We start from the raw sequence: 26,208 nt of genomic DNA, 5'->3' as shown, positions 1-26,208 counted from the left end.
AAACCACCCGGAATTTCACAGACTGTAATAACAGTGATTCCAGATCAATATCGGCCCGTTTACTGACCAGCATTAAAGATAGGGTAAAGAGTTCGGATAATTCCTCCTGCAAAGAAAATTCAGCTACCGCAAACGTTTTCTCCGGCAAATCGGTAATATGACAAAGAAAGTGTAATCCATCGTTCATATGGACTCCTTATTTTTGATGTTTAGGTAAATTAATAATATGGCCTTGGTGACGTTACTTTATTTTCCAGTAGTCTATTGTTTGACGATTAAGATCGATTCGTCCATCAGGATATTCAACCCATTCCTTCCCCTTAGTTATAGTAATTTTTGGCATCTTAGTTTCATCTAATTTAGGTTTATAAGTAATTTTCCATTCTGCACCCGGCGTTAACCTCAACCGAAAGGGATACATATCGACCCTACCTTGCAAAAATATACTCTTCGGGAATTTCTCAGATATTTCCAAAACAGGATAAATAACCGGACTAAAATCAATGGTATTCAATGCCGAAATTTCACTAATATTCGTCTGGACAGCATCATTAATAAATGCGGTTAAGCCGGTTCCCGTATATGGCACAGCATCTTTCACCAGATGTCGGACATCGGTATATCCCACTGCCACAGAAGCTTGATTGATTTTCCATTTACACCATCCTCCACCATTGAAAGGCAATTTCGCCTGAAAGTAACCAGTTTGTGGATCAGCTTTTACATCCAAATCCAATCCATAATAAGTCGGCACTTGATAAGGCGACATACCTGCATCAAACTGATATCTAAGACAGTCTTTTGAGATATATTGCGCAGACACATACGGTTTTGTGTATTTCGGCACGATACCCTCCACCGTAATCAACTGTTTCTTCTCGTCAGGTGAAAAAGGAAAAAGCCCGTCAAAAAAGGTGTCACCAAACGCCCAGTAAATAGAATAGAGAAATAATAAGGACAGCGTTATCTTCAATATTTTCATACGGACAGTTCCTGTTTATCACAGTAATGCTGTAAGGCCAGTATTCCTTATTCTTCCTACTGGCCCACGGTCAATGGTTTTTACTGGAAACTCTGTTAGCACTACTTTATTTTCCAGTAATCAATAGAATCTCTGTCTAAATCAACTCTGCCATCAGGATATTCAACTCTTGAAGGTTCTTTACCTGGTGGGATAATAATTTTAGGCATTTTGGTTTCATCTAACTTAGGTTTATAGGTAATTTTCCACTCCGCTCCTGGCGTTAACATAAACCTGAATGGACGCATTGCTTTCTCACCTCGCAAATATATTCTTTTTGGAAATTTGTTAACTATTTCCAAAACAGGATAAATAACTGGGTGGTAATCTATAACATTCAATGTTGCAGTTTCGTTAAGATATGTCCGAACCGCATCGTTAATAAATGCAGTTAAACCTGTTCCTTCCGCGCCTTCATCCTGAACCGCATCTTTTACCAAATGGCTGACATCGGTATAACCTACCGTCACAGAAGCTTGATTGATTTTCCATTTACACCATCCTCCACCATTGAAAGGCAATTTCGCCTGAAAGTAACCAGTTTGTGGATCAGCTTTTACATCCAAATCCAACCCATAATAAGTCGGCACTTGATAAGGCGACATACCTGCATCAAGCTGATATCTAAGACAGTCTTTTGAGATATACTGCGCGGACACATACGGTTTTGTATATTTCGGCGCGACACCTTCCACCGTAATCAACTGTTTCTTCTCGTCAGGTGAAAAAGGAAAAAGCCAGTTAAAAAAGGTATCGCCAAACGCCCAGTAAATAAAATAGAGAAATAATAAGGACAGCGTTATTTTCAATATTTTCATACAGACAGTTCCTTTTAATAACAGTATTCTCATGTTGGCATTTAGATAAACTGGTGATATGACCTTAGTGAGTTACTTTATGTAACGGGTATCTGCCATCTGGGTATTGATTTCAATGTGCCCTCCGGGATACTCAACCCATTCACCTTTCCTAGTTACTATAACCTTCGGCATTTTAGTTTCATCCAATTTAGGTTTAAAAGTGATTTTCCATTCCGCTCCTGGAATTAATTTTAGCCGAAAAGGAAACGAATCCACTACACCCAGTAAGGAAACTCTGTTTGGACGTCCCTCTACCATTTTCAATACAGGGTAAATAACCGGCCTGTAGTCTATAGTATTCACTGCGCGCGTCTCAGAGGCTTCAGAATAATCTTCTCGTTCAGCATCGTTGATAAAAGCGGTTAAACCTGTCCCTGAATAGGGAACAGCATCTTTCACCAAGTGACTGACATCGGTATAATTCGCCGATACATAAGCCTGCTCAATTTTCCATTTACACCAACCTCCGCCACTAAAAGGCAATTTCGTCTGAAAATAACCTGTTTGGGGATCAGTAGTTACCTCCTGATAAAGCACATTATAAGTCGGTACTTTATGAGGTGACATATCTGAATCAAACTCATATTCAAGACAATCTTTTGAGATATACCTTGCCGCTACATACGGCTCGGTGTATTTCGGCATAATACCTTCCACTGTGATCCACGGCCCTTTTCCCTTAGATGAAAAAGGAAAAAGCCAGTTAAAAAAGGTGTCACCAAACGCCCAGTAAATAGAATAGAGAAATAATAAGGACAGCGTTATCTTCAATATTTTCATACTGATAATTCCTTCTTATCACAGTAATGTTGTAAGGCCAATGTTCCTTGTTCTTCCTACTGGCTCACGGTCAGTGATGTTTACTGGAAACTCTGTTAGCGCTACTTTATTTTCCAGTAGTCTATTGTTTGACGATTAAGGTCAATTCGTCCATCAGGATATTCAACCCATTCCTTCCCCTTAGTTATAGTAATTTTTGGCATCTTGGTTTCATCCAGCTTAGGTTTAAAAATAATTTTCCATTCCGCTCCTGGCATTAATTTCAATCGAAAAGGAAACGAACCCACTATGCCTTGTAAGGAAATGCTGTTTGGATATCCCTCAACCACGTTCAAAACAGGGTAAATAACCGGGCTGAAATTTATCGTATTCAATGCACGAGTTTCAGAGGCTTCAGTATAATTTGTTCGTGCAGCATCATTAATAAATGCGGTTAAACCGGTTCCCGAATAGGGCACAGCATCTTTCACCAAATGTCGGACATCGGTATATCCCACTGCCACAGAAGCCCGGTTAATTTTCCATTTACACCAACCCCCGCCATTGAAAGGCAATTTCGCCTGAAAGTAACCAGTTTGTGGATCTGACTTCACATCTAGACGCAATCTATAATAAGTCGGCACTTGATAAGGCGACATACCTGCATCAAGCTGATATCTAAGACAGTCTTTTGAGATATATTGCGCAGACACATACGGTTTTGTGTATTTCGGCACGACACCCTCCACCGTAATCAACTGTTTCTTCTCGTCAGGTGAAAAAGGAAAAAGCCAGTCAAAAAAGGTATCACCAAATGCCCAGTAAATAAAATAGAGAAATAATAAGAACAGCGTTATCTTCAATATTTTCATACGGACAGTTCCTTTTAATAACAGTATTCTCATGTTGGCATTTAGATAAACTGGTGACACAACCTTATAGAACGTTACTTTATGTAACGGGTATCTATCATTCGGGTATTGATTTCAATGTGCCCGTCAGGATATTCAACCCATTCACTTTTCCTAGTTACTATGACCTTTGGCATTTTAGTTTCATCCAGTTTAGGTTTAAAAATAATTTTCCATTTGGCTCCCGGTGTTAATTTCAACCTAAAAGGATACAATTCAACTTTACCTTGTAAGGACACGCTTTTCGGAAATCCTTCAACCATTTCTAAAACAGGGTAAAGAACCGGATTAAAATCAATCGTATTTGATGCAGGGATTTCGCTAATATTTGTCCGGGCAGCATCATTAATAAATGCAGTTAAACCAGTTCCCGTATACGGCACGGCATCTTTCACCAGATGTCGGACATTGGTATACCCCACTGCCACAGAAGCTTGATTGATTTTCCATTTACACCATCCTCCACCATTAAAAGGCAATTTCGCCTGAAAGTAACCCGTTTGTGGATCTGACTTCACATCCAGACGTAATCCATAATAAGTCGGCACTTGATAAGGCGACATACCTGCATCAAGCTGATATCTAAGACAGTCTTTTGAGATATATTGCGCAGACACATACGGTTTTGTGTATTTCGGCACGACACCTTCCACCGTAATCAACTGTTTCTTCTCGTCAGGTGAAAAAGGAAAAAGCCAGTCAAAAAAGGTGTCACCAAATGCCCAGTAAATAAAATAGAGAAATAATAAGAACAGCGTTATCTTCAATATTTTCATACTGATAATTCCTTCTTATCACAGTAATGCTGTACGGCCAGTTCTCCCTGTTCTTCCTACTGGCTCACGGTCAGTGATGTTTACTGGAAACTCTGTTAGCGCTACTTTATTTTCCAGTAGTCTATCGTTTGGCGATGAAGGTCAATTCGCCCGTCAGGATATTCAACCCATTCTCCCCTTCCGTTAGTGATAATAACTTTCGGCATCTTAGTTTCATCCAGTTTAGGCTTATAGATAATTTTCCATTCAGCATCCGGCGTTAACCTGAATCGAAAGGGATACATACTAACTTGACCCTGTAAAAATATTCTTTTTGGGCTCCCCTCAGCCATTTCCAAAATAGGGTAAATAATTGGGCTGAAATCAATGGTATTCAATGCCGCAATTTCGCTAATGTTTGTCTGAACAGCATCGTTAATAAATGCGGTTAAACCTGTTCCCGCATATGGCACAGCATCTTTCACCAGATGACGTACATCGGTATACCCCACTGCCACAGAGGCCCGATTAATTTTCCACTCACACCAACCTCCGCCACTAAAGGGTAATTTCGCCTGAAAGTAACCAGTTTGTGGATCTGACTTCACATCCAGACGTAATCCATAATAAGTCGGCACTTGATAAGGCGACATACCTGCATCAAGCTGATATCTAAGGCAGTCTTTTGAGATATACTGCGCAGATACATACGGTTTTGTGTATTTCGGCGCGACACCTTCCACCGTAATCAACTGTTTCTTCTCGTCAGGTGAAAAAGGAAAAAGCCAGTTAAAAAAAGTATCACCAAACGCCCAGTAAATAAAATAGAGAAATAATAAGGACAGCGTTATCTTCAATATTTTCATACGGACAGTTCCTGTTTATCACAGTAATGCTGTAAGGCCAGCTCCCCTTGTTCTTCCTGCTGGCTGACAGCCAGTGATTTTATTAACTGCTTATCCATATCCAGAAAATAGAGATTTCGGTAGTAAACATTGTCAGGGATAAGCATCTTATAACTGTCCATTTTCTCCTTAAATTGACGCTGACTGTCCTGATAGACTGTAACCTTATCCGGCTCACATAACTCTCTGAGGCGCTTATCAATATAACCCGCATATTTATACGAGCTATGGTTAGAAAAACCGAATCCGCCTTTCAAATCAGCACTTCTGTTTTCAACAAACAGTTTGTCTTTTTCTTGTTGACTGAGCTGATTAAACAACGCATTCTGCCGCTCACCGGCCAGCGAAAAATCCTTTTCTGTTTCCTGATTTAACTCAGGAATTAAGTAGAGTTTTGTGGTGTTATCCAATATTTTTTCAGCAACACCCGTTATAAGAGAGGCATTCCGGGCGGAAACCAGCCATTCCGGGCAACTGTTGGCTTGAAAAAAATGAACCACTTTACCGTGATGCAAATAGATTTCTTTACTGGCTGTCGCCTGTTTAATTGCCTGAATAACCGGTGACGGCGACAACAACTTCATCACTGCCCAATCGTACCCCGCCGGGGCCCAATAATTGAAAAAAACATTATCCATATCCTGCTCAAATGGCACCGCAGGGATGACATCATCTTCATTAACATGACGATAGTGGATAATAGAAGATAATTCCTCTACCGCACTACGGGTTAATGTTCGCGGCATCCCGTAACTGTAGAGACAAGGATTGTGTTCTTTCAGTTGTGCGCTGTGCAATAATGCTAAGGCTCCCCCCAAGCTGTGACCACAGATAAATAGCTTTCTATTTTTAACCAAATTCTGGATATCACTGAACACTTCTTTTTTTTCATCATCGCTGGGAACTGTCAGCTTCCCAACCAGATTAAATGCCTCCCAAAACCCTTTATGCACTTTACCATGATGAATAAACTCGCTGCACAACGCTTTGTCATCATCGCAACTTAAAGCCAATGGCTGGAAAGTGGCATCAGTCAGGTAATTATCCAGGCTAACGGTTCCCCGCCAACTAACAATCATATCTTTCTTACTGGCAACATAAAACAGTTTGGTATCACCTTGCTTATTGTCTCCTGCTTGTGAATCAATAAACTCCACCCGGGTATAACGTTCACTAAATGGCACATCACAAACTACAGGAGTCGCCGATGCTTTTTCCACCTGATAAGGCAACTTCGAGGCATCCACCATTTGACGGTTAAAAAAGTGTTTAACGGAGCCTGCTACATTGACATCCCCATCGGCATAGGCCAGTACACTCATCAAGCACTGGTTATAAGCATTCACAATGGAATACTCCTTCTGATGATGTAGCAGTAAAACCCAGGCTCGAAAAGGACATATTTCTAGCACATAGCGTCGATTTAACGGATGAACCTGATAGCCTTTTGGTTCCGGGTCTGGGAAATGATAGGGAGGTGGAATTTTTTTGGGATCATTCCAATCATCTAGCGCTGGCAATCCATCACTGATCTGCCCGATAGTCACATAGCGATATTGATGGCCTTCCGCTTCTGCTTTTGGTTTCACCACCGAAGCCTCTTCTCCCCGTTCTTCCCGCAACGGGCGCTGTTCCATTTCATTGGCCAGCGGCTGAGCATCAATATATAGCGTCACCGGATGAGGCAACAGATCCTCTTCTCTGAGCACACCGAAACCATCCGTCACCCCTTGACGCACATAACCTGGGGTTCCGCGACTTATCAGGCGATAAGGCATGTTGACCAGCGGCTTTCCCTGTTCATCCACCAACTGAAATTCCACCCAGTTTTTCAAAAACCGTTTACAATCAAAACACAAACGTGGATCTGATATACCCATTAGTTTTACTTCCTTCTTTTAACGTTACAAATGTAAGCACGCAGACCGCACGTTATGCGTTGAAAATCTCACAAGATTTCCCCGCCCGGCTATCAATCACTTTCATCAGCATCAATATCCTGTCAGGAATAGCCGTGATTGATTGCGTCACTACAGAAACAAGATAGTAAAAATCCTATTACCACAGATAAGAAAAACCGCTTATACCGTGAGTAATAGCAAGTTGAACGACAGGAAGACGAAATGTATCCCCATCGATTAATCCCTTTGAATAAGGGAACAGGAGTTGGAAGGTCCTTCATATTGTCCATATGACGGAACGCAAGTTATGATTATTAAACCATCACCAAATAGCAAGAAAAATTTTCATTTTTTTAATTTACAAAAAGTAGATTTTGTAACAAAGTGTTACAAATTCAATAATGATTAAGTTATTGTAAATATAATAACGGATTCAATGACAAAAATACCCCATTCCCAAAAAAGCAATCTACGATATATGAAAAAGCCTGACCTTTACTGATTTCCCACTCAATAACCAATTCAACATATTAATTTTTAATGAGAAATACCTTTATTACCACTTATTCAAGCGACCAATGACATCATCTATTTAAAAGGTTGACTTCATCTGTGTTACATCACAGCCCGTTAGGTGTAAGACACCTAACCAGTGACAGAACCGTGGTAGAAGCGGCATGTTTTCATTATCATCTCCTGACTTCGCTGTATCGAATGTAGAACACATAGCATTTTGTGTTTTAAGGGTATTGTGATTATCGCCATTTTATAAATTTATTTTATGTTTAACTGGATATAATAACCAGTCACGAGAAGATATTTATCTCATGGCTGGTTATTATTTTTACATCAATAATAATATTATTATTTTAGTATCAATATCACACGATTAAACTTAATCAATTCATATGGAATATAAGTTACTAATTTATCACTCATACTAAAATATCAAATCAGAAATTAGTGAATTTAATGGCTCTTTATATTTATTTCTCAGAGTATAAGCACAATACCTTACCGATGGCGCTGGACGTGATTCAAAATTCAGAAACGCTATACCTTTATCAATATGGGCAGAATAGCGCATTTCATTGGGAGTCATTAAACTTATCGCGACACCCGTTTTTACCAGATCTAATCTATTAGTAAAATCAGGCACCGTCAATAACGCTAGATTCTGGCATTCAGGCGAGTAATTCAATGGCATAAAATTATCGCATTGCTTTAAAAAGGCACTATTATGCTGAACCAAAGGAAAACTATATATTATTTTATCAGCATGACTTTCTGGTTCTAAAATATCATTGGATACAGCAAGAGACAGCTTTTGATAAGCACCATCTATCCTGATAATATCATCATTATCTGGGTAACATTCCGTCGTCACATAAACCGTTATATCCCCTTTCATTACGGAAGAAAATACCGCATCTTGTCTTATTAAATCATCAATGAGGAAATTATTGATGATACAAATATCGCGGTAATGATAACGTTGTACCGCTCTTTTTACGACCGTAGATATCTTATTAACATATTCCCCGCTTGTGCCAATAACCAGTTTGTCTCTGTTTGATAATTTATAATTTCGACGACAATTCCAGTTATCCTCAACTTTCTGGATTCTTTCATAACACGGCAACAGTTCCTGATATAACGCCTTGCCCTCTTCTGTGAGCTTGGTTTTTCCCGGTAATCGCTCAAATAATTGGCATCCCACACGCTGCTCCAGTTGATATACGAGCCTGCTAAGTGGAGAGGGGGTAATACAAAGCGTATCCGCTGCTAACGTGAATGACTCTTTCTTAGCTGACTCCATAAAATACTTTAGTTGCTTTGAACAAAATATCATCACATACCCTCTTGTTTTCATTCCAGAAATAGAATATTAACCACAGAACATGACAACCGTGTTTCTACTTTGCATTCTTTTACATTAGGACATGCGTTAATTGACATTGGATTTCACCACTTTAATTCTTAATATTTATTTAATAATTACATTATATTTATAAAATAAATATAATTTACCACTATGTTGGAATAATGATTTTAATGAAAACCCAGATCATTTCATTGAATATAAATATATCTTATCATCATTCATATTTTATATTTCAATTTATTACAAAAATATTTCCATTAAACAAACCAAAATATAACATCAAATAATTTACATCAACCACAACTTATTAATATTTCACAAGAAGAAACTAACCACATTTCTTCTTGTTTAAAATCGCCATCATAATGATAGGTTTATAAATTCGTAAAATATTGACTATTACTCGCTAATTAATGCCCGTATATTGTTCATTGAGCGTCTGTAAATAATCTGCACTGGTCAGGTGACTAATATTACATCCACTTTCTAAACGCGATTTCAGCCAATCAATAATCCGTTCCTGTAATTTCCCTGCTGGCTTATCCAGCTTATCAGCCAATTCACCGTGGTTTTCCCATAAATCGCTAATAAGTGCGAATACCTGACCTTGAAAAGCATAATCAGAATGTAACCAAGCCTCAATTAAATGGTCGCCCAAGACAAAGGGTTGTTCACTGCCACCGTGACCACAATTTTCAGGCCGATAATAAATCTGTGGCTCGGGCATATCGATCATGAGTTCACTCACCGGTGTCAAAAATGCCGACCAATCGCTGACGATCATTGCCGGTAATAACTGACCGAGGATACGCGCATCCATACTGCGTAAGAGCACCTGTTTCTCCTGTAATATCACCTGCTGGCGTGAACGCCAATGATTAAGCTGTCGCGCCCATAAATCCTCACTGCGATAAGCCCAACCCCAACTGTTATCGCTCAGGGTATGGCTATCAAGCAGATGACCGATTACTGACAGACAGCCTGACTTAGGCTGAACCAGCCAGGGGCTTTGCGCCAGCAGGTGATCCATTGGTGTATTGCTGTATAGCGGAAAAGTCTGCTCTACCCAGTCATTACGATAAAAGAGCTCCACCGGGTTAGGTTCCGCCAGTGAATTGAGCATAAAGAAAACAGGTGGCTTATTAGGCGTAGTCAGCCATTGTTTCCAGTTCATAGAAGTGTTCATACATCCTCCTGGTTATCGATAATCAAGTTAGCTTCCAATTGAGCCTGCACAGCACAAAGCGGTCTGGCAGGATACTTAAGGCGCGACGCCTTACCGTGATCAACTATTTCTCCTCGTCAGGTGAAAAAGGAAAAAGCCAGTTAAAAAAAGTGTCCCCAAACGCCCAGTAAATAAAATAGAGAAATAATAAGGACAGCGTTATCTTCAATATTTTCATACTGATAACTCCTTCTTATCACAGTAATGTTGTAAGGCCAATGTTCCTTGTTCTTCCTACTGGCTCACTGTCAGTAATTTTTACTGGAAACTCTGATAACACTACTTTATTTTCCAGTAATCAATAGAATCTCTGTCTAAATCAATTCTGCCATCAGGATATTCAACTCTTGAAGGTTCTTTGCCTGGTGGAATAATAATTTTAGGCATTTTGGTTTCGTCTAATTTAGGCTTATAGGTAATTTTCCATTCAGCACCTGGAGTTAACCTTAATCTAAAGGGACGCATTCCTACTTCACCCTGTAGAAATACTCTGTTTGGGCGCCCATAAACTATTTTTAGAATAGGATAAACAACCGGTCTGTAATCTATATTATTCAATGCGTTAGTTTCGCTGAGATATGTCTGGGCTGCATCATTAATGAATACAGTTAAACCTGTTCCCTCAGCTCCTTCCTCTTGAACAGCATCTTTCACTAAATGGCGAATATCAGTATAACCTACAGTCACAAAGGCACGGTTAATTTTCCATTTACATCGGCCTCCGCCATTAAAAGGTAGTTTTGCCTGAAAGTAACCAGTTTGTGGATCGGCCTTCACTTTCAAGCGAAGCCCATTATAGGTTGGCGCCTTATAAGGTGACATGTCAGCATGTAGCTGATATTCAAGGCAATCTTTTGAGATATACTCTGCGGATACATATGGTTGTGTGTATTTAGGCGCTACCCCTTCTACGGTGATCCACTGATTCTCTTTGGGAGGAGAAAGCGGTTCATTAGGGTCAGCGCAGCCCGATATTAAAATCACTGACAAGACAGATAAGTATTGCTTGATATTTATCATGGTAAGTTTTCCTCAATTCCTACAGAGGGGGCATTATTTTATTTTCCAGTAATCAATAGAGTCTCTGTTTAAATCAACTCTGCCATCAGGATATTCAACTCTTGAAGGTTCTTTGCCAGGTGGGATAATAATTTTAGGCATTTTGGTTTCGTCTAATTTAGGCTTATAGGTAATTTTCCATTCAGCACCTGGAGTTACCCCTAATCTAAAGGGACGCATTCCTACTTCACCCTGTAGGAATATTCTTTTGGGGAATCTATTAACCATTTCCAATACAGGGTAAATAACCGGACTATAATCTATAGTATTCAATGCTGCCGTTTCGCTTAGATTTGTCTGGGTTGCGTCGTTGATAAATGCAGTTAAACCAATGCCCCCAGTTCCTGCTTCTTGAGTAGCATCTTTCATCAAATGGCGGACATCGGTATAACCTACAGTAACAAAGGCTCGGTCAATTTTCCATTTACACCGGCCTCCTCCATTAAAAGGTAACTTTGCCTGAAAATAACCGGTTTGTGGATTGACCTTTACATCCAGATTCAATCCATTATAAGTTGGTACTTTAAAAGGAGACATATTGGAATCCAGACGATATTTAAGACAGTCTTTTGATATATACACAGCGGACACATATGGTTTTGTATACTTCGGCGCCACACCTTCTACGGTTATCCACTGATTCTCTTTAGGAGGAGAAAGCGGCTCATGGGAGTCAGCGCAACCCGATATTAAAATCACTGATAAGACCGATAAGTATTGTTTAATATTTATCATGATAAGTTTTCCTCAATTCCTACAGCATTATCTATATAGCGTGTTAAGGCTAAAGGTCCTTTTTGATCCTGTTGAGTGCAAATCAACGCTTGCTTTAAGTGATGATCCATCTGTAAAAATAGTGCATCGCGCTGCCGAATATCTGCAACAACATCGGGCCTCTCATTCAGCGTTTTTTCAAATAACTGTTCTTGATCTCGGAAAAAATGGTATTTACCCGGTGCAACCAGTTCTGCTAGTCGTGCACCAATGTAGCTGGCATATTTTCTTGAACGGTGATCAGGGAAACCCAAGGCATCTTTTTCGGTCGGATTCTCATTCAACGGAAACCATTTGGCTTTATCCGCCTCACTTATTTGCTTAAAAAATCCTTTCTGAATCTCACTCGCATTCTTTAGATTATGTTCTGTTTCACGGTTTAACGACGGAATTAAATACAATTTTGTTTTGGTGGGTAAGGTGGTTCTGAGCCGTATATGGTTGCTTGGGTTACGCTCTTCCAGCCATTCAATAACCAGGTTGATTTTACAAAAGTGCACTATTTTTCCGTGATGCAGGAAAATTTCACCGCTTTTGGTAACATCTAGCAACTCAATAGGGCTGAATAGATAGCCGAGTGGTCCCCAACAATCATATAGCCAGTTATCCAGATTTTTTTCCGGTGGTAAAGAAGGAATAGGATCATCTTCATTCACATGGCGGTAATGGGTGATATCCGTTAATTCCCGTATTGCACTGACTGTTAATACCCGTGGCATTCCGTAGCTGTAAAAACACGGATCATATTCTTTCAGTTGTGCACTATGTAGTAATGCTAATGCTCCTCCTAGGCTGTGACCACATACAAATAGCCTTCGTTTTTGAGCTAATTTAATGATATCAGAGAATACTTTTTTAGTATTATTACTGGGGACTTGCAACTTCTCAACCAGATTGAATGCTTCCCAAAACCCTTTATGTACTTTGCCGCTACGAATAAACGCGCTACATAGAGCTTTTTCATCGCAACTTAACCCTAAAGGTTGGTACGTAGCATCAGTTAGGATATCTTCTTTACTGGCTGTACCTCGCCAACTGATAATCACATCGTTTTTACTAGCCACATAAAACAGTTGGGTATCACCTCCTACCCCATCAATATTTGATGAATCAATAAATTCCACCTGAGTATAACGTTCACTAAACGGCACATCGTAAACGACAGGTGTTGCCGATAATGTCTCCACTTTATAAGGCAATCTTGAAACATCCACCATCTGCCGGTTAAAAAAATGTTTCACAGAACCTTCAATACCAACATCCTCATCAGCATAGGCCAGCACACTCATCAAACACTGGTTATAGGCATTAACAATGGAATATTCCTTCTGATGATGCAGTTGCAAAACCCAGGCTCGAAAAGGACATATTTCTAGCACATACCGGCGATTTAACGGATGAACCTGATAGCCTTTTGGTTCCGGGTCTGGGAAATGATAGGGAGGTGGAATTTTTTTGGGATCATTCCAATCATCCAGCGCTGGCAACCCATCACTGATCTGCCCGATAGTCACATAACGATATTGATAGCCTTCGGCTTCTGCTTTTGGTTTCACCACTGAAAATTCTTCTCCCCGTTTTTCCCGTAACGGACGCTGCTCCATTTCGTCGGCCAGTGGTTGGGCGCCGATATACAACGTTACCGGATGAGGCAACAGATCCTCTTCTCTGAGCACACCGAAACCGTCGGTTGTCCCCTGGCGTACATAACCTGGGGTTCCGCGACTGATCAGGCGATAAGGCATGTTGACCAGCGGTTTTCCCTGTTCATCCACCAACTGAAATTCCACCCAGTTTTTCAAAAACCGTTTACAATCAAGACACAAGCGTGGATCTGATATACCCATTAGTTTTACTTCCTTCTTTTAACGTTACATATGTAAGCACGCAGACCCCACGTCATGCGTTAAAAATCTCACAAGATTTCCCCGCCCGGCTATCAATCACCTTCATCAGCATCAATATCCTGCCAGGAATAGCCGTGATTGATTGCGTCACCAAAGAAACAAGATAGTAAAAATCCTATTACCACAGATAAGAAACACCGCTTATACCGTGAGTAATAGCAAGTTGAACGACAGGAAGACGAAATGTATCCCCATCGATTAATCCCTTTGAATAAGGGAACAGGAGTTGAAAGTTCCGTCATATTGTCCATATGACGGAACTCAAGTTATGATTATTAAACCAGCACCAAATAGCAAGAAAATTTTTCATTTTTTTAAATTTACAAAAAGTAGATTTTGTAACAAAGTGTTACAAATTCAAAAAAAGATTAAGTTATTGTAAATATAATGGCGGGTGCAATGACAAAAATACCCCATTGCCAAAAGAAGCAGTCCACGATATATAAAAAAATCTAGCCTTTACTGATTTTCCACATCCAGTTTTGAGCAAAAAACAATTGCAAATTTTGCGTCTGCTTTTTTTGCAACAGCTATTTAAAGAAAACAGTGAGATAGTGATGATCCTCATCTTCCTATAGAACGGAGTCACTCTCTTCTCTCTATTATATCGATTTGTATTGATGATACAGAGATCACACGGATGTTTCATTTACCTTATGATTTAAAAGGAATAAACATGAATTCATACGTGAAAGAGATACCTGATATATTACAAAGTCAATGTGGTATTAATTGTCTGACAGATATTTGCCACTATTCTTTTAATGAATTCCGTCAGCAAGTATCTGATCATCTCTCCTGGTCAGAGACCAATCGCTTATATCGTGATGCACAACAGGAACAAAAAGAGAATCAATTATATGAAGCTCGTATTCTTAAACGCGCTAACCCGCAGTTGCAAAATGCAGTGCATCTCGGTATTACCCTCCCTCATGCTGAATTACGAGGCTATAATAGTGAATTCGGTGGCCGAGCCAGCCAATATGTGGCGCCGGGTTCGGTTTCCTCTATGTTCTCCCCCGCCGCTTATTTAACTGAACTCTATCGTGAAGCACGTAATTTACATGCTAGCGACTCCGTTTATTATCTGGATCAACGCCGTCCAGATCTCCAATCAATGGAGCTCAATCAGCAAAATATGGATGCCGAACTTTCCACTCTTTCTCTGTCCAATGAAATTTTGTTGGCAGGAATTAAAGCTAATCAGTCTAATCTGGACAGCGATACTAAGGTGATGGAAATGTTAGCCACGTTCCGTCCTTCCGGCACGATACCTTATCACAATGCTTACGAAAATGTGCGTAAAGCTATCCAATTACAAGATCCTAAACTTGAGCAATTTCAGAAATCACCCGCTGTCGCCGGATTAATGCATCAAGCTTCATTATTAGGAATTAATAACTCTATCTCGCCGGAATTGTTTAATATCCTGACGGAAGAGATTACCGAAGCTAACGCAGAGACAATTTATAAACAGAATTTTGGCGATATTGACCCTAGCTGGCTAGCAATGCCAGAATATCTGAAAAGTTATTATCATCTTAGTGATGAAGAACTGAACCAATTTATTCACAAATATCCAGATAATGAACTAAATACTCAGAAAATACATTTACTAAAAATCAACAAAATTATTCTGTTATCACGGGCCGTAAACCTGCCGTTTTTAAAATTAGATGAAATTGTTCCAGAACAGAATATTAACCCAACAGTATTAGGAAAAATCTTTCTAGTTAAATATTATATGCAGAAATACAATATTGATACGGAAACTGCCTTAATACTATGTAATGATTCCATTTCACAATACTCCTATAATAATCAACCCAGCCAATTTGATCGCCTATTTAATACCCCGCCACTCAACGGACAACATTTTGCTACTGGAAATACCGATATTGACTTAAGTCTGAATAGCAGAGATAACTGGCAAAAAACAGTACTTAAACGTGCTTTTAATGTCGATGATATTTCTCTTTATCGTTTACTCCATATTGCCAATCATAACAATACCGATGGAAAAATCGTTAATAATATAAAAAATCTTTCCAATCTTTATATGACTAAACTACTGGCCGATATTCATCAATTAACGATTGATGAGCTGTATTTACTACTAATGACTATCGGCGAAGATAAGATAAATTTATATACCATTGATGATAAAGAGCTTGAAAAACTCATAAACAGACTCGATACCCTAAGCAATTGGCTGCATACACAAAAGTGGAGCGTCTATCAGTTATTTTTAATGACCACCACCAACTATGACAAAACACTAACGCCTGAAATTCAAAACTTACTCGATACGGTCTACAATGGCTTACAGAACTTCGATAAAAATAAAACCAAACTTCTGGCAGCCATAGCGCCTTATATTGCTGCAACGCTACAATTACCGTCTGAAAATGTCGCACATTCTCTTCTTCTCTGGGCTGATAAGATAAAACCGAGCGAAAATAAAATAACGGCAGAAAAATTCTGGAACTGGTTACAAAATAGAGACACGTCAACATCATCAAAACCGCCAGAAATGCAGGAACAAATTATTCAGTACTGTCACTGTCTGGCACAATTAACAATGATTTATCGTTCTTCCGGCATTAATGAAAACGCTTTCCGCCTGTTTATCGAAAAGCCAACCATTTTTGGTATTCCTGATGAACCGAATAAAGTCACACCTGCCCATAATGCACCAACATTAATCATCCTAACCCGTTTTGCCAATTGGGTTAATACACTGAGTGAAAAAGCCTCCCCTATTCTAACCGCTTTTGAAAATAAAATCTTAACCGCAGAACAACTGGCTAATGCCATGAACCTTGATGCTAATTTACTGGAACAAGCCAGTATTCAGGCACAAAATTATAAGCAAGTTACTAAAGAAAATGCATTCTCCAATTGGCAATCCATCGACATTATTCTGCAATGGACCAATGTAGCAAATAATTTTAATATCTCCCCACAAGGTATTTCATCCTTGATCGCATTGGATTATATACAATCGGCGCGAAAAACACCGACCTATTCCCAATGGGAAAACGCAGCTATGGTATTAACTGCCGGGTTAGATACTCAACAAACTAATACTCTACACGCATTTCTGGACGAATCTCGCAGTACTGCATTAAGCAATTATTATATTGGCAAGATTGCTAATCGGGCAGCATCAATTAAAAGCCGTGATGATTTATACCAATATTTACTGATTGATAATCAAGTTTCTGCTGCAATAAAAACCACACGCATTGCCGAAGCCATTGCCAGTATCCAATTGTATGTCAACCGAGCGCTGGAAAATATAGAAACTCATGCTGTTTCTGATGTTATTACCCGTCAATTTTTTATCGATTGGGATAAATATAATAAACGCTACAGCACCTGGGCTGGCGTTTCACAATTAGTTTACTATCCCGAAAATTATATCGACCCGACAATGCGTATCGGACAAACGAAAATGATGGATACGCTATTGCAATCCGTCAGCCAGAGCCAATTAAATGCTGATACGGTAGAAGATGCATTTAAATCTTACCTGACCTCGTTTGAGCAAGTCGCTAATTTGGAAGTCATTAGTGCTTATCATGACAATGTTAATAATGACCAAGGGCTGACCTATTTTATCGGGCACAGTAAAACAGAAGTTAATCAATATTACTGGCGCAGCGTCGATCACAGTAAATTCAACGACGGTAAATTCGCTGCTAACGCCTGGAGTGAATGGCACAAAATTGACTGCGCAATTAATCCCTACCAAAGCACTATTCGCCCAGTTATCTATAAATCCCGCTTATATCTGATTTGGCTGGAACAAAAGGAAACAGCTAAACAAGATCAGGATAATAAAGTCACTACTCATTATCATTATGAATTAAAATTGGCTCATATTCGCTATGATGGCACCTGGAATACACCAATATCCTTTGATGTGAATAGCAAAATATCAACGTTAGAACTGATAAATAAAGCACCTGGACTCTATTGCGCAGGTTATCAAGGGGAAGATACACTATTAATCATGTTTTATAGAAAAAAAGAGAAATTGGATGATTATAAAACTGCACCAATGCAAGGATTTTATATTTTCTCCGATATGTCTTCCAAAGATATGACCAATGAACAATGCAATTCTTATCGGGATAACGGTTATACACATTTCGATACTAATTCTGATACTAATAGCGTCATAAGAATAAATAATCGATATGCAGAGGATTATGAAATCCCTTCATTGATCAATCATAGCAACAGCCATGATTGGGGGGAATATAACCTTAGCCAAGTATATGGCGGCAATATAGTTATCAACTATGAAGTTGCATCAAGTGATTTAAAAATCAAGATTTCACCAAAATTAAGAATAATCCATGATGGACGAGAAGGCCAAGAGCGTATTCAATGCGAGCTGATGAAAAAATATGGCAAATTAGGTGATAAGTTTATTATCTATAAAAATCTAAGTGTCAATACGCAGTGGACGTCAAATAAAAACCTTATATACCCGGTTTATCAATATAGTGGAAGCACCACTAATAATAGCCAAAGTAGATTACTGTTTTATCGGGATAACCAAATTGGTAAAGTAAGTGTCTATCTTCCTACTTGGGGAAAAAGCCTATACTCAGAGGCTACCAATAGTAATAGTGGCTATATTATAGATACTTCTAATCAAGAATCTTTATTTAAGCAATATCTCTACATGGAGGACAAGAATAATGGAAACCGTATTATTGCTACTGATGTCAGGGAAGCAAAAGAGATCAAAACTGCAATTCCTACTACAAAAGTTCAGGTAACAGTAAAAGCGGGTAGCAAAGAACAAATCTTTACCGCAGATAAAGATGTCTCCTCTCAACCATCACCTAGCTTTGATGAAATGTGTTACCAATTTAATACTTTCGAAATAGATGGCTCTAATCTGAATTTTATTAACAATTCAGCCAGTATTGATGTCACTTTTACCGCACTGGCAGATGATGGACGCAAATTGGGTTATGAAACTTTCAATATCCCTGTTATCCAAAAGGTTAAGAACGATAAAGCTCTAACTCTTTTCCATGATAAGAATGGCGCTCAATATATGCAATGGGGAGCCTATCGCGTTCGTCTTAATACCCTATTTGCTCGCCAATTAGTTGAACGCGCTACTACGGGTATTGATACGATTCTAAGTATGGAAACTCAGAATATTCAGGAACCGATGATGGGAATAGGGGCTTATATAGAACTCGTTATGGATAAATATAATCCTGATATCCACGGCACTAATAAATCATTTAAGATTATGTCTGGTGATATTTTTAAAGCAGGCGATCATTTTCCTATTTATCAGGGAATATTAAGCGATATTACACAAACAACAGTAAAATTATTCTTACCTCGCGTTGATAACGCTTATGGAAATAAAAACAATCTCTATGTTTACGCGGTCTATCAAAAAGTGGAAACAAATTTCATTCGATTCGTTAAAGAGGATAATAAGAAACCCGCTACATTCGACACGACCTATGAGAACGGGACTTTCCCAGGGCTTGCATCAGCCAGAGTAATACAAACTTTCACAGAACCTATGGATTTCAGCGGCGCAAACAGCCTCTACTTTTGGGAGTTGTTCTACTATACCCCGATGCTGGTTGCTCAGCGTTTACTACATGAACAAAACTTTGATGAAGCTAACCGTTGGCTGAAATATATCTGGAGTCCATCCGGTTATATTATTCGTGGCCAAATTAAAAACTATCGCTGGAATGTGCGCCCGTTATTGGAAAACACCAGTTGGAACAGTGATCCTCTGGATTCCGTTGATCCTGACGCGGTGGCACAGCACGATCCAATGCACTATAAAGTAGCCACCTTTATGCGCACTCTCGATCTACTGATGACTCGGGGCGATCATGCCTATCGCCAACTGGAGCGGGATACGTTGAACGAAGCCAAAATGTGGTATATGCAGGCGCTGCACCTGTTGGGCGATAAACCTTATCTGCCGCTGAGTTCTGTATGGAATAATCCACGTCTGGACAATGCCGCAGACACCACCGTACAAAAAGCATATTCCTATGCAATAACCACCCTACGACAAGGCACGCAAACACCAGCATTATTATTGCGCTCCGCTAATACCCTGACCGATCTCTTCCTGCCACAAATCAATGACGTTATGTTGAGCTACTGGAACAAACTGGAACTGCGTCTGTATAACTTACGTCATAATCTCTCTATCGATGGTCAACCGCTCTATCTGCCGATGTATGCCACACCGGCGGACCCGAAAGCGTTACTCAGCGCCGCCGTCGCCACTTCTCAAGGCGGAGGCTCTCTCCCACAGCCATTTATGTCACTGTGGCGCTTCCCGCATATGCTGGAAAATGCCCGCAGCATGGTCGCTCAACTCACGCAGTTTGGTTCCACGTTGCAAAATATTATTGAACGCCAAGATGCTGAGGCTTTAAACGCTCTATTGCAAAATCAAGCCAAAGAACTGATGTTGACGACGCTCAGCATCCAAGACAAGACCATTGAAGAAATAGATGCTGAAAAAACCGTACTGGAAAAATCCAAAGCCGGAGCAAAATCGCGCTTTGATAACTACAGCAAATTATACGACGAAGATGTCAACGCCGGTGAGCGCCAAGCTCTGGATATGCGAATAGCTTCCCAAAGTATTACTTCTGGATTGAAAGGCTTGCACATGGCTGCCGCCGCACTGGAGATGGTGCCCAATATCTACGGCTTTGCAGTCGGAGGAACGCGCTTTGGGGCGATTGCCAATGCCATTGCGATTGGTGGCGGGATCGCCGCAGAAGGTTTGTTAATTGAAGCGGAGAAAGTCTCGCAATCTGAAATTTGGCGCCGTCGCCGCCAAGAGTGGGAAATCCAGCGTAATAATGCCGAAGCAGAGATAAAACAAATCGAGGCTCAACTTAAATCGCTAACAGTGCGGCATGAAGCGGCGGTATTACAAAAAACCAGCCTAAAAACCCAACAGGAACAAACTCAAGCGCAACTAGCCTTCTTGCAACGAAAATTCAGCAATCAAGCGTTGTATAACTGGTTACGTGGTCGGTTAGCCGCCATTTATTTCCAATTTTACGATTTAGTCGTCGCCCGTTGTTTGATGGCAGAACAAGCTTACCGTTGTGAAACCCATGATAGCTCTGCTCGCTTTATTAAACCGGGAGCCTGGCAAGGAACCTATGCCGGTCTGCTTGCCGGAGAAACCCTAATGCTGAATCTGGCGCAAATGGAAGATGCGCACCTGAAACAAGAGCAACGTGCGCTGGAAGTGGAACGCACGGTTTCCCTGGCGCAGGTGTACCAATCCTTAGGGGAGAAAAGCTTTGCTTTGAAAGATAAAATTGAAGCATTGCTACAAGGAGATAAAGAGACCGCCGCCGGTAACGACGGTAATCAATTGAAATTAACCAACAATACACTATCCGCGACGCTAACCCTGCAAGACCTGAAACTCAAAGATGATTACCCAGATGACATGCAGTTAGGCGAAACACGCCGCATTAAACAAATTAGCGTCTCCCTACCGGCACTATTGGGACCCTATCAAGACGTGCAAGCTGTCCTGTCTTATGGCGGCGACGCCACCGGCTTAGCTAAAGGTTGTAAAGCCCTGGCGGTCTCCCACGGCCTGAATGACAACGGTCAGTTTCAGCTCGATTTCAACGATGGCAAATTCCTGCCGTTTGAAGGGATCGATATTAATGACAAGGGGACACTAACGCTAAGTTTCCCCAATGCCGCCAGTAAACAAAAAAACGTATTACAGATGCTGACCGATATTATTCTGCATATTCGTTACACTATTCTCGAATAACCAGCCCCAATATCACCTGCGACAGGCCCTAATCAGGGCCTGTTATTAAAATTCATCTTACGTACCGCTGTTATTTCAATTACCTCAGTAGAAAAATTATCCTTATTATGTGGAAGGAGTGAATTTAACATTAATTCACTGTAACGTAGATAAAATAACGATTGCAGAAATTATTCAACATAACAAAGGAAGTAGATGACGATGGAAAACATCGACCCCAAACTTTATCAGCATACGCCTACTGTTAGTGTCCACGATAACCGTGGGCTGGCTGTCCGTAACATCAGTTTTCACCGTGCTACCACGGAAGCAAATATTGATACCCGTATTACTCGCCATCAATATAATGCCGGTGGATATTTAAACCAAAGCATTGATCCTCGCCTGTATGACGCCAAGCAAACTGACAATACGGTGAAACCAAATTTTATCTGGCAACACAATCTGACCGGCAATATCCTGCGAACAGAGAGCGTCGATGCAGGCCGGGCTATTACCCTCAACGATATTGAAGGCCGCCCGGTATTGACCATCAACGCAACCGGCGTCCGCCAGAACCATCGCTACGAAAATAACACCCTGCCCGGTCGCCTGCTCGCTATTACCGAACAGGTACAGACAGAAGAGAAAACCACCGAACGTCTTATCTGGGCCGGTAATACACCACAAGAAAAAGAGCACAACCTGGCTGGTCAGTGTACCCGTCATTACGATACCGCAGGACTCACTCAACTCAACAGCCTTGCTCTGACCGGCGCCGTTTTATCACAATCTCAACAACTGCTTATCGATAACCAAAATGCCGACTGGACAGGTGAAGACCAGAGCCTCTGGCAGCAAAAACTGAACAGTGATGTCTATACCACCCAAAGCAGCATTGATGCCACCGGGGCTTTACTTACCCAGACCGATGCCAAAGGCAACATTCAACGGCAAGCCTATGATGTAGCCGGGCAGCTAAAAGAGAGTTGGTTAACACTCAAAGGTCAGGCCGAACAAGTGATTATCAAATCGCTGACCTATTCCGCCGCCGGACAAAAATTATGCGAAGAGCACGGTAACGGCGTTATCACCGAATACAGCTATGAACCGGAAACCCAACGACTTATTGGCATCACCACCCGCCGTCCGTCAGATACCAAGGTGTTGCAAGACTTACGCTATCAATATGACCCGGTAGGCAATGTCATTAGTATTCGTAATGATGCCGAAGCCACCCGCTTTTGGCGCAATCAAAAAATAGCCCCGGAGAATAGCTATACCTACGATTCCCTGTATCAGCTTATCAGTGCTACCGGGCGTGAAATGGCCAATATTGGTCAACAAAATAACCAACTTCCCTCCCCGGCTCTACCTTCTGATAACAACACCTACACTAACTATACCCGTTCCTATACTTATGACCGTGGCGGCAATTTGACGAAAATTCAGCATAGTTCACCAGCCACGCAAAATAACTACACGACGAACATAACGGTTTCAAATCGCAGCAACCGCGCGGTACTCAGCACATTGACCGAAGACCCAACCCAAGTTGATGCCTTATTTGATGCGGGAGGCCATCAAACCAGCTTGTTACCCGGTCAAGTTCTCGCTTGGACCCCGCGAGGCGAATTGAAACAAGCCAACAGCAGCGCAGGAAATGAGTGGTATCGCTACGATAGCAACGGCATACGACAGCTAAAAGTGAATGAACAACAAAATCAGAATATCGCGCAGCAGCAAAGAGTCATTTATTTGCCAGGGCTAGAACTACGCGCAACTCAACACGGCAGTACTACCACGGAATATTTGCAAGTTATCACACTCGGTAAAGCCGGTCGGGCGCAAGTTCGAGTATTGCATTGGGAGAGCGGTAAGCCAACAGATATCAACAACAATCAACTTCGTTACAGCTACGATAACCTTATCGGCTCCAGCCAGCTTGAATTAGATAGCGAAGGACAAATTATCAGTGAGGAAGAGTATTATCCATTTGGCGGTACAGCGCTGTGGGCGGCAAGGAATCAAACCGAAGCCAGCTATAAAACCATTCGTTATTCAGGTAAAGAACGGGATACTACCGGGCTGTATTACTACGGCCACCGTTATTACCAACCGTGGGCGGGCAGATGGTTAAGTGCAGACCCGGCAGGAACCATTGACGGACTGAATTTATATCGCATGGTGAGAAATAACCCGGTGACGCAATTTGATGTTCAGGGATTATCACCGGCCAACAGAACAGAAGAAGCGATAATAAAACAGGGTTCCTTTACCGGAATGGAAGAAGCCGTTTATAAAAAAATGGCAACATCTCAAACTTTCAAACGTCAAAGGGCTATTGCAGCACAAACAGAGCAAGAAGCCCATGAATTATTAACTAGCAATCCCGGTGTAGATATTAGCCCAATTAAAAACTACACCACAGACAGCTCGCAAATTAATTCAGCAATAAGGGAAAACCGCATTACGCCAGCAGTGGAAAAATTAGATTCCACATTATCTGCCCTACAAGATAGACAAATGCGGGTAACTTATCGGGTGATGACCTATGTAGATAATTCCATGCCCTCCCCCTGGCACTCCCCACAGGAAGGAAATAGCATTAATGTTGGTGATATCGTTTCAGATAACGCTTATTCATCAACATCAGCTCATCGTGGTTTTCTGAGTTTTGTGCATAAAAAAGAAACCAGTGAAACTCGATATGTCAAAATGGCATTTTTAACCAATACCGGCGTCAATGTCTCAGCGGCATCTATGTATAACAATGCCGGTGAGGAGCAAGTATTTAAGATGGATTTAAACGATTCGAGAAAAAGCCTTGCTGATAAATTGAAACTAAGAGTCAGTGGACCACAAGCTGGACAAGCGGAAATATTGCTCCCGAGAGAAACACCATTCGAGGTTATTTCAATGAGACATCAAGGTAGAGATACCTATGTATTATTACAAGATATTAAACCATCAGCGATTACTCATAGGAATGTACGTAATACTTACACAGGTAACTTCAAGCCATCCAGAGCAGATTAAATTGTGCAAAACAGTTATTCATTAATTTAGTTATAAAAGATCCCCTGAACATTGATTCAGGGGATTTCACAACCAATCATCATTAAAACTTCAAGAAAGTTTCATTCAATTACGATAATATTTCATTAATCCAGACAAATGGTTTAATTAATTCAATGATAAATATCTTAAATCAATCCTAAGCAATTAAATCCGAAATCAATAAATTCAATGGCTCTTTATATTGATGCCTGAGAGTATAAGCACAATACCTCACTGACGGCGTTGGATACGATTTAAAATTCAAAAAGGTAATGCCTTTATGAAGATCAGCAGAACAGAGTACTTCATTCGGTGTCATTAAGCTTATCGCGACACCTGATTTCACTAAATCCAACCGATGAGTAAAATCAGGGACAGTTAACAAAGTTAAATTTCGATGCTCAGGGAGATAATTCAGCGAAGTAAAATTGTCACACTGTTTAAAGAAAGCGCTATTATGCTGAGCCAAAGGCAGTGTATATATCATATTATCAGCGTTACTTTCCGATCCTAAAATATCATTCGCGATAGCAAGGCGCAAAATCTGATAAGTTCCGTCTATTCTGATAATATCATCGTTGTCAGGATAATGTTCAGTCGTCACATAGACGGTTATCTCTCCTTTCATTAATGAAGAAAATATCGCCTCTTTTCTTGCCGAATCATCAACCAGAAAATTGTTTTTTATGTAAATATCACGATAATGATAACGTTGCACTGCCCTTTTTATCACTTCCGGGATTTTATTAATATATTCCCCACTGGTCCCAATAACCAGTTTTCCTGAGTTTGTTAATTTCTCACTTCTACGATAATGCCAATTATCCTCAACTCGTTGAATTCTCTCATAACACGGCAATAGCTCCTGATATAAGGCCATCCCTTCCTCAGTCAATTTGGTCCTTCCCGGCAATCTTTCAAACAATTGACAACCTACACGTTGTTCCAGTTGATATATGATCCTACTTAGGGGGGAAGGAGTAATACAAAGCGTATCCGCTGCTAAAGTGAATGATTCTCTTTTCGCCGATTCCATAAAATACTTCAAGTGCTTTGAACAAAACAGCATCATATATCCTTCTATTCTAATTAATTGTTCCATCCTAAATAGAATGGAATATTAACAATGAAATATTACAACGACTTTTCTTCTTTGCATTATTTAACATTGAAGTATGCATTAACTGAGATTGAGTTTTATCATCTTTATTCTTAGCAGTTATTAAACATTTTTTATTATTGTTGCAAAATAAACGTAATTCACCCTTACATCACAATAATAATTCTAAATAAAAATCACATGTTATTATTAAGAAAAAACAGGCAACATTAACCATTTAATTAAATATTTCAATTGGTTGACAAAATACTCATGA

16 protein-coding genes are annotated in these 26,208 nt (G+C 40.3%); 2 read left to right on the top strand and 14 right to left on the bottom strand.

What is annotated here, in order from left to right; translation table 11 throughout:
- The 13 genes from EAE90_RS08135 to EAE90_RS08075 form a co-directional block, all read right to left on the bottom strand.
- On the bottom strand, nucleotides 1–187 hold a 187-nt coding region (locus tag EAE90_RS08135; RefSeq protein WP_214053077.1), incomplete at its 3' end, for a hypothetical protein.
- Nucleotides 188–241: 54 nt separating this feature from the next.
- Nucleotides 242–982, bottom strand: a complete 741-nt coding sequence (locus EAE90_RS08130) for a hypothetical protein (protein WP_214053076.1) — start codon at nucleotides 980–982, stop codon at nucleotides 242–244.
- 101 nt (nucleotides 983–1,083) lie between these two features.
- Nucleotides 1,084–1,839, bottom strand: coding sequence for a hypothetical protein (locus EAE90_RS08125; RefSeq protein ID WP_214053075.1), 756 nt, complete (start codon nucleotides 1,837–1,839; stop codon nucleotides 1,084–1,086).
- Between the two features lie 72 nt (nucleotides 1,840–1,911).
- Nucleotides 1,912–2,661, bottom strand: coding sequence for a hypothetical protein (locus tag EAE90_RS08120; RefSeq protein WP_214053074.1), 750 nt, complete (start codon nucleotides 2,659–2,661; stop codon nucleotides 1,912–1,914).
- A gap of 101 nt (nucleotides 2,662–2,762) precedes the next feature.
- Complete coding sequence (locus EAE90_RS08115) at nucleotides 2,763–3,512, bottom strand: hypothetical protein (RefSeq protein WP_214053073.1); 750 nt, start codon at nucleotides 3,510–3,512, stop codon at nucleotides 2,763–2,765.
- Between the two features lie 74 nt (nucleotides 3,513–3,586).
- On the bottom strand, nucleotides 3,587–4,327 hold the full coding sequence (locus EAE90_RS08110; RefSeq protein WP_246550491.1) for a hypothetical protein: 741 nt from the start codon (nucleotides 4,325–4,327) through the stop codon (nucleotides 3,587–3,589).
- 101 nt (nucleotides 4,328–4,428) lie between these two features.
- Nucleotides 4,429–5,172, bottom strand: coding sequence for a hypothetical protein (locus EAE90_RS08105; RefSeq protein WP_214053072.1), 744 nt, complete (start codon nucleotides 5,170–5,172; stop codon nucleotides 4,429–4,431).
- Nucleotides 5,169–7,091 (bottom strand): lipase family protein, encoded by a 1,923-nt coding sequence (locus tag EAE90_RS08100; protein WP_214053071.1) that lies wholly within the window; start codon nucleotides 7,089–7,091, stop codon nucleotides 5,169–5,171. The genes EAE90_RS08105 and EAE90_RS08100 overlap by 4 nt, the downstream gene beginning before the upstream one ends.
- 961 nt (nucleotides 7,092–8,052) lie before the next feature.
- Complete coding sequence (locus tag EAE90_RS08095; RefSeq protein ID WP_214053070.1) at nucleotides 8,053–8,964, bottom strand: helix-turn-helix domain-containing protein; 912 nt, start codon at nucleotides 8,962–8,964, stop codon at nucleotides 8,053–8,055.
- 439 nt (nucleotides 8,965–9,403) lie between these two features.
- Nucleotides 9,404–10,183, bottom strand: a complete 780-nt coding sequence (locus EAE90_RS08090) for a DUF4123 domain-containing protein (RefSeq protein WP_214053069.1) — start codon at nucleotides 10,181–10,183, stop codon at nucleotides 9,404–9,406.
- A 318-nt stretch (nucleotides 10,184–10,501) separates the two neighbouring features.
- A complete protein-coding gene (locus EAE90_RS08085) occupies nucleotides 10,502–11,242 on the bottom strand; it encodes a hypothetical protein (protein WP_214053068.1) in 741 nt (246 codons plus the stop codon).
- Between the two features lie 33 nt (nucleotides 11,243–11,275).
- Nucleotides 11,276–12,016 (bottom strand): hypothetical protein, encoded by a 741-nt coding sequence (locus EAE90_RS08080; protein ID WP_036780732.1) that lies wholly within the window; start codon nucleotides 12,014–12,016, stop codon nucleotides 11,276–11,278.
- Nucleotides 12,013–13,902, bottom strand: coding sequence for a lipase family protein (locus EAE90_RS08075; protein ID WP_214053067.1), 1,890 nt, complete (start codon nucleotides 13,900–13,902; stop codon nucleotides 12,013–12,015). Before EAE90_RS08075 ends, EAE90_RS08080 begins: the two co-directional genes overlap by 4 nt.
- 736 nt (nucleotides 13,903–14,638) lie before the next feature.
- Between EAE90_RS08075 and EAE90_RS08070 the strand changes: the two genes are divergently transcribed.
- Both EAE90_RS08070 and EAE90_RS08065 read left to right on the top strand, forming a co-directional pair.
- Nucleotides 14,639–21,793: a Tc toxin subunit A-related protein gene (locus EAE90_RS08070; RefSeq protein ID WP_214053066.1), complete on the top strand. Its 7,155-nt coding sequence runs from the start codon at nucleotides 14,639–14,641 to the stop codon at nucleotides 21,791–21,793.
- Nucleotides 21,794–21,994: 201 nt separating this feature from the next.
- Nucleotides 21,995–24,811, top strand: a complete 2,817-nt coding sequence (locus EAE90_RS08065) for an RHS repeat domain-containing protein (RefSeq protein WP_214053065.1) — start codon at nucleotides 21,995–21,997, stop codon at nucleotides 24,809–24,811.
- A 178-nt stretch (nucleotides 24,812–24,989) separates the two neighbouring features.
- Here EAE90_RS08065 and EAE90_RS08060 read toward each other — a convergent pair whose 3' ends face one another.
- Complete coding sequence (locus EAE90_RS08060) at nucleotides 24,990–25,901, bottom strand: LysR family transcriptional regulator (RefSeq protein ID WP_281422325.1); 912 nt, start codon at nucleotides 25,899–25,901, stop codon at nucleotides 24,990–24,992.
- Between the last annotated feature and the right edge of the window lie 307 nt (nucleotides 25,902–26,208).

The organism is Photorhabdus caribbeanensis (assembly GCF_018448885.1).
Taxonomy (GTDB): Bacteria; Pseudomonadota; Gammaproteobacteria; order Enterobacterales; family Enterobacteriaceae; genus Photorhabdus; species Photorhabdus caribbeanensis.
This window is presented reverse-complemented; position numbering and strand designations above follow the sequence as displayed.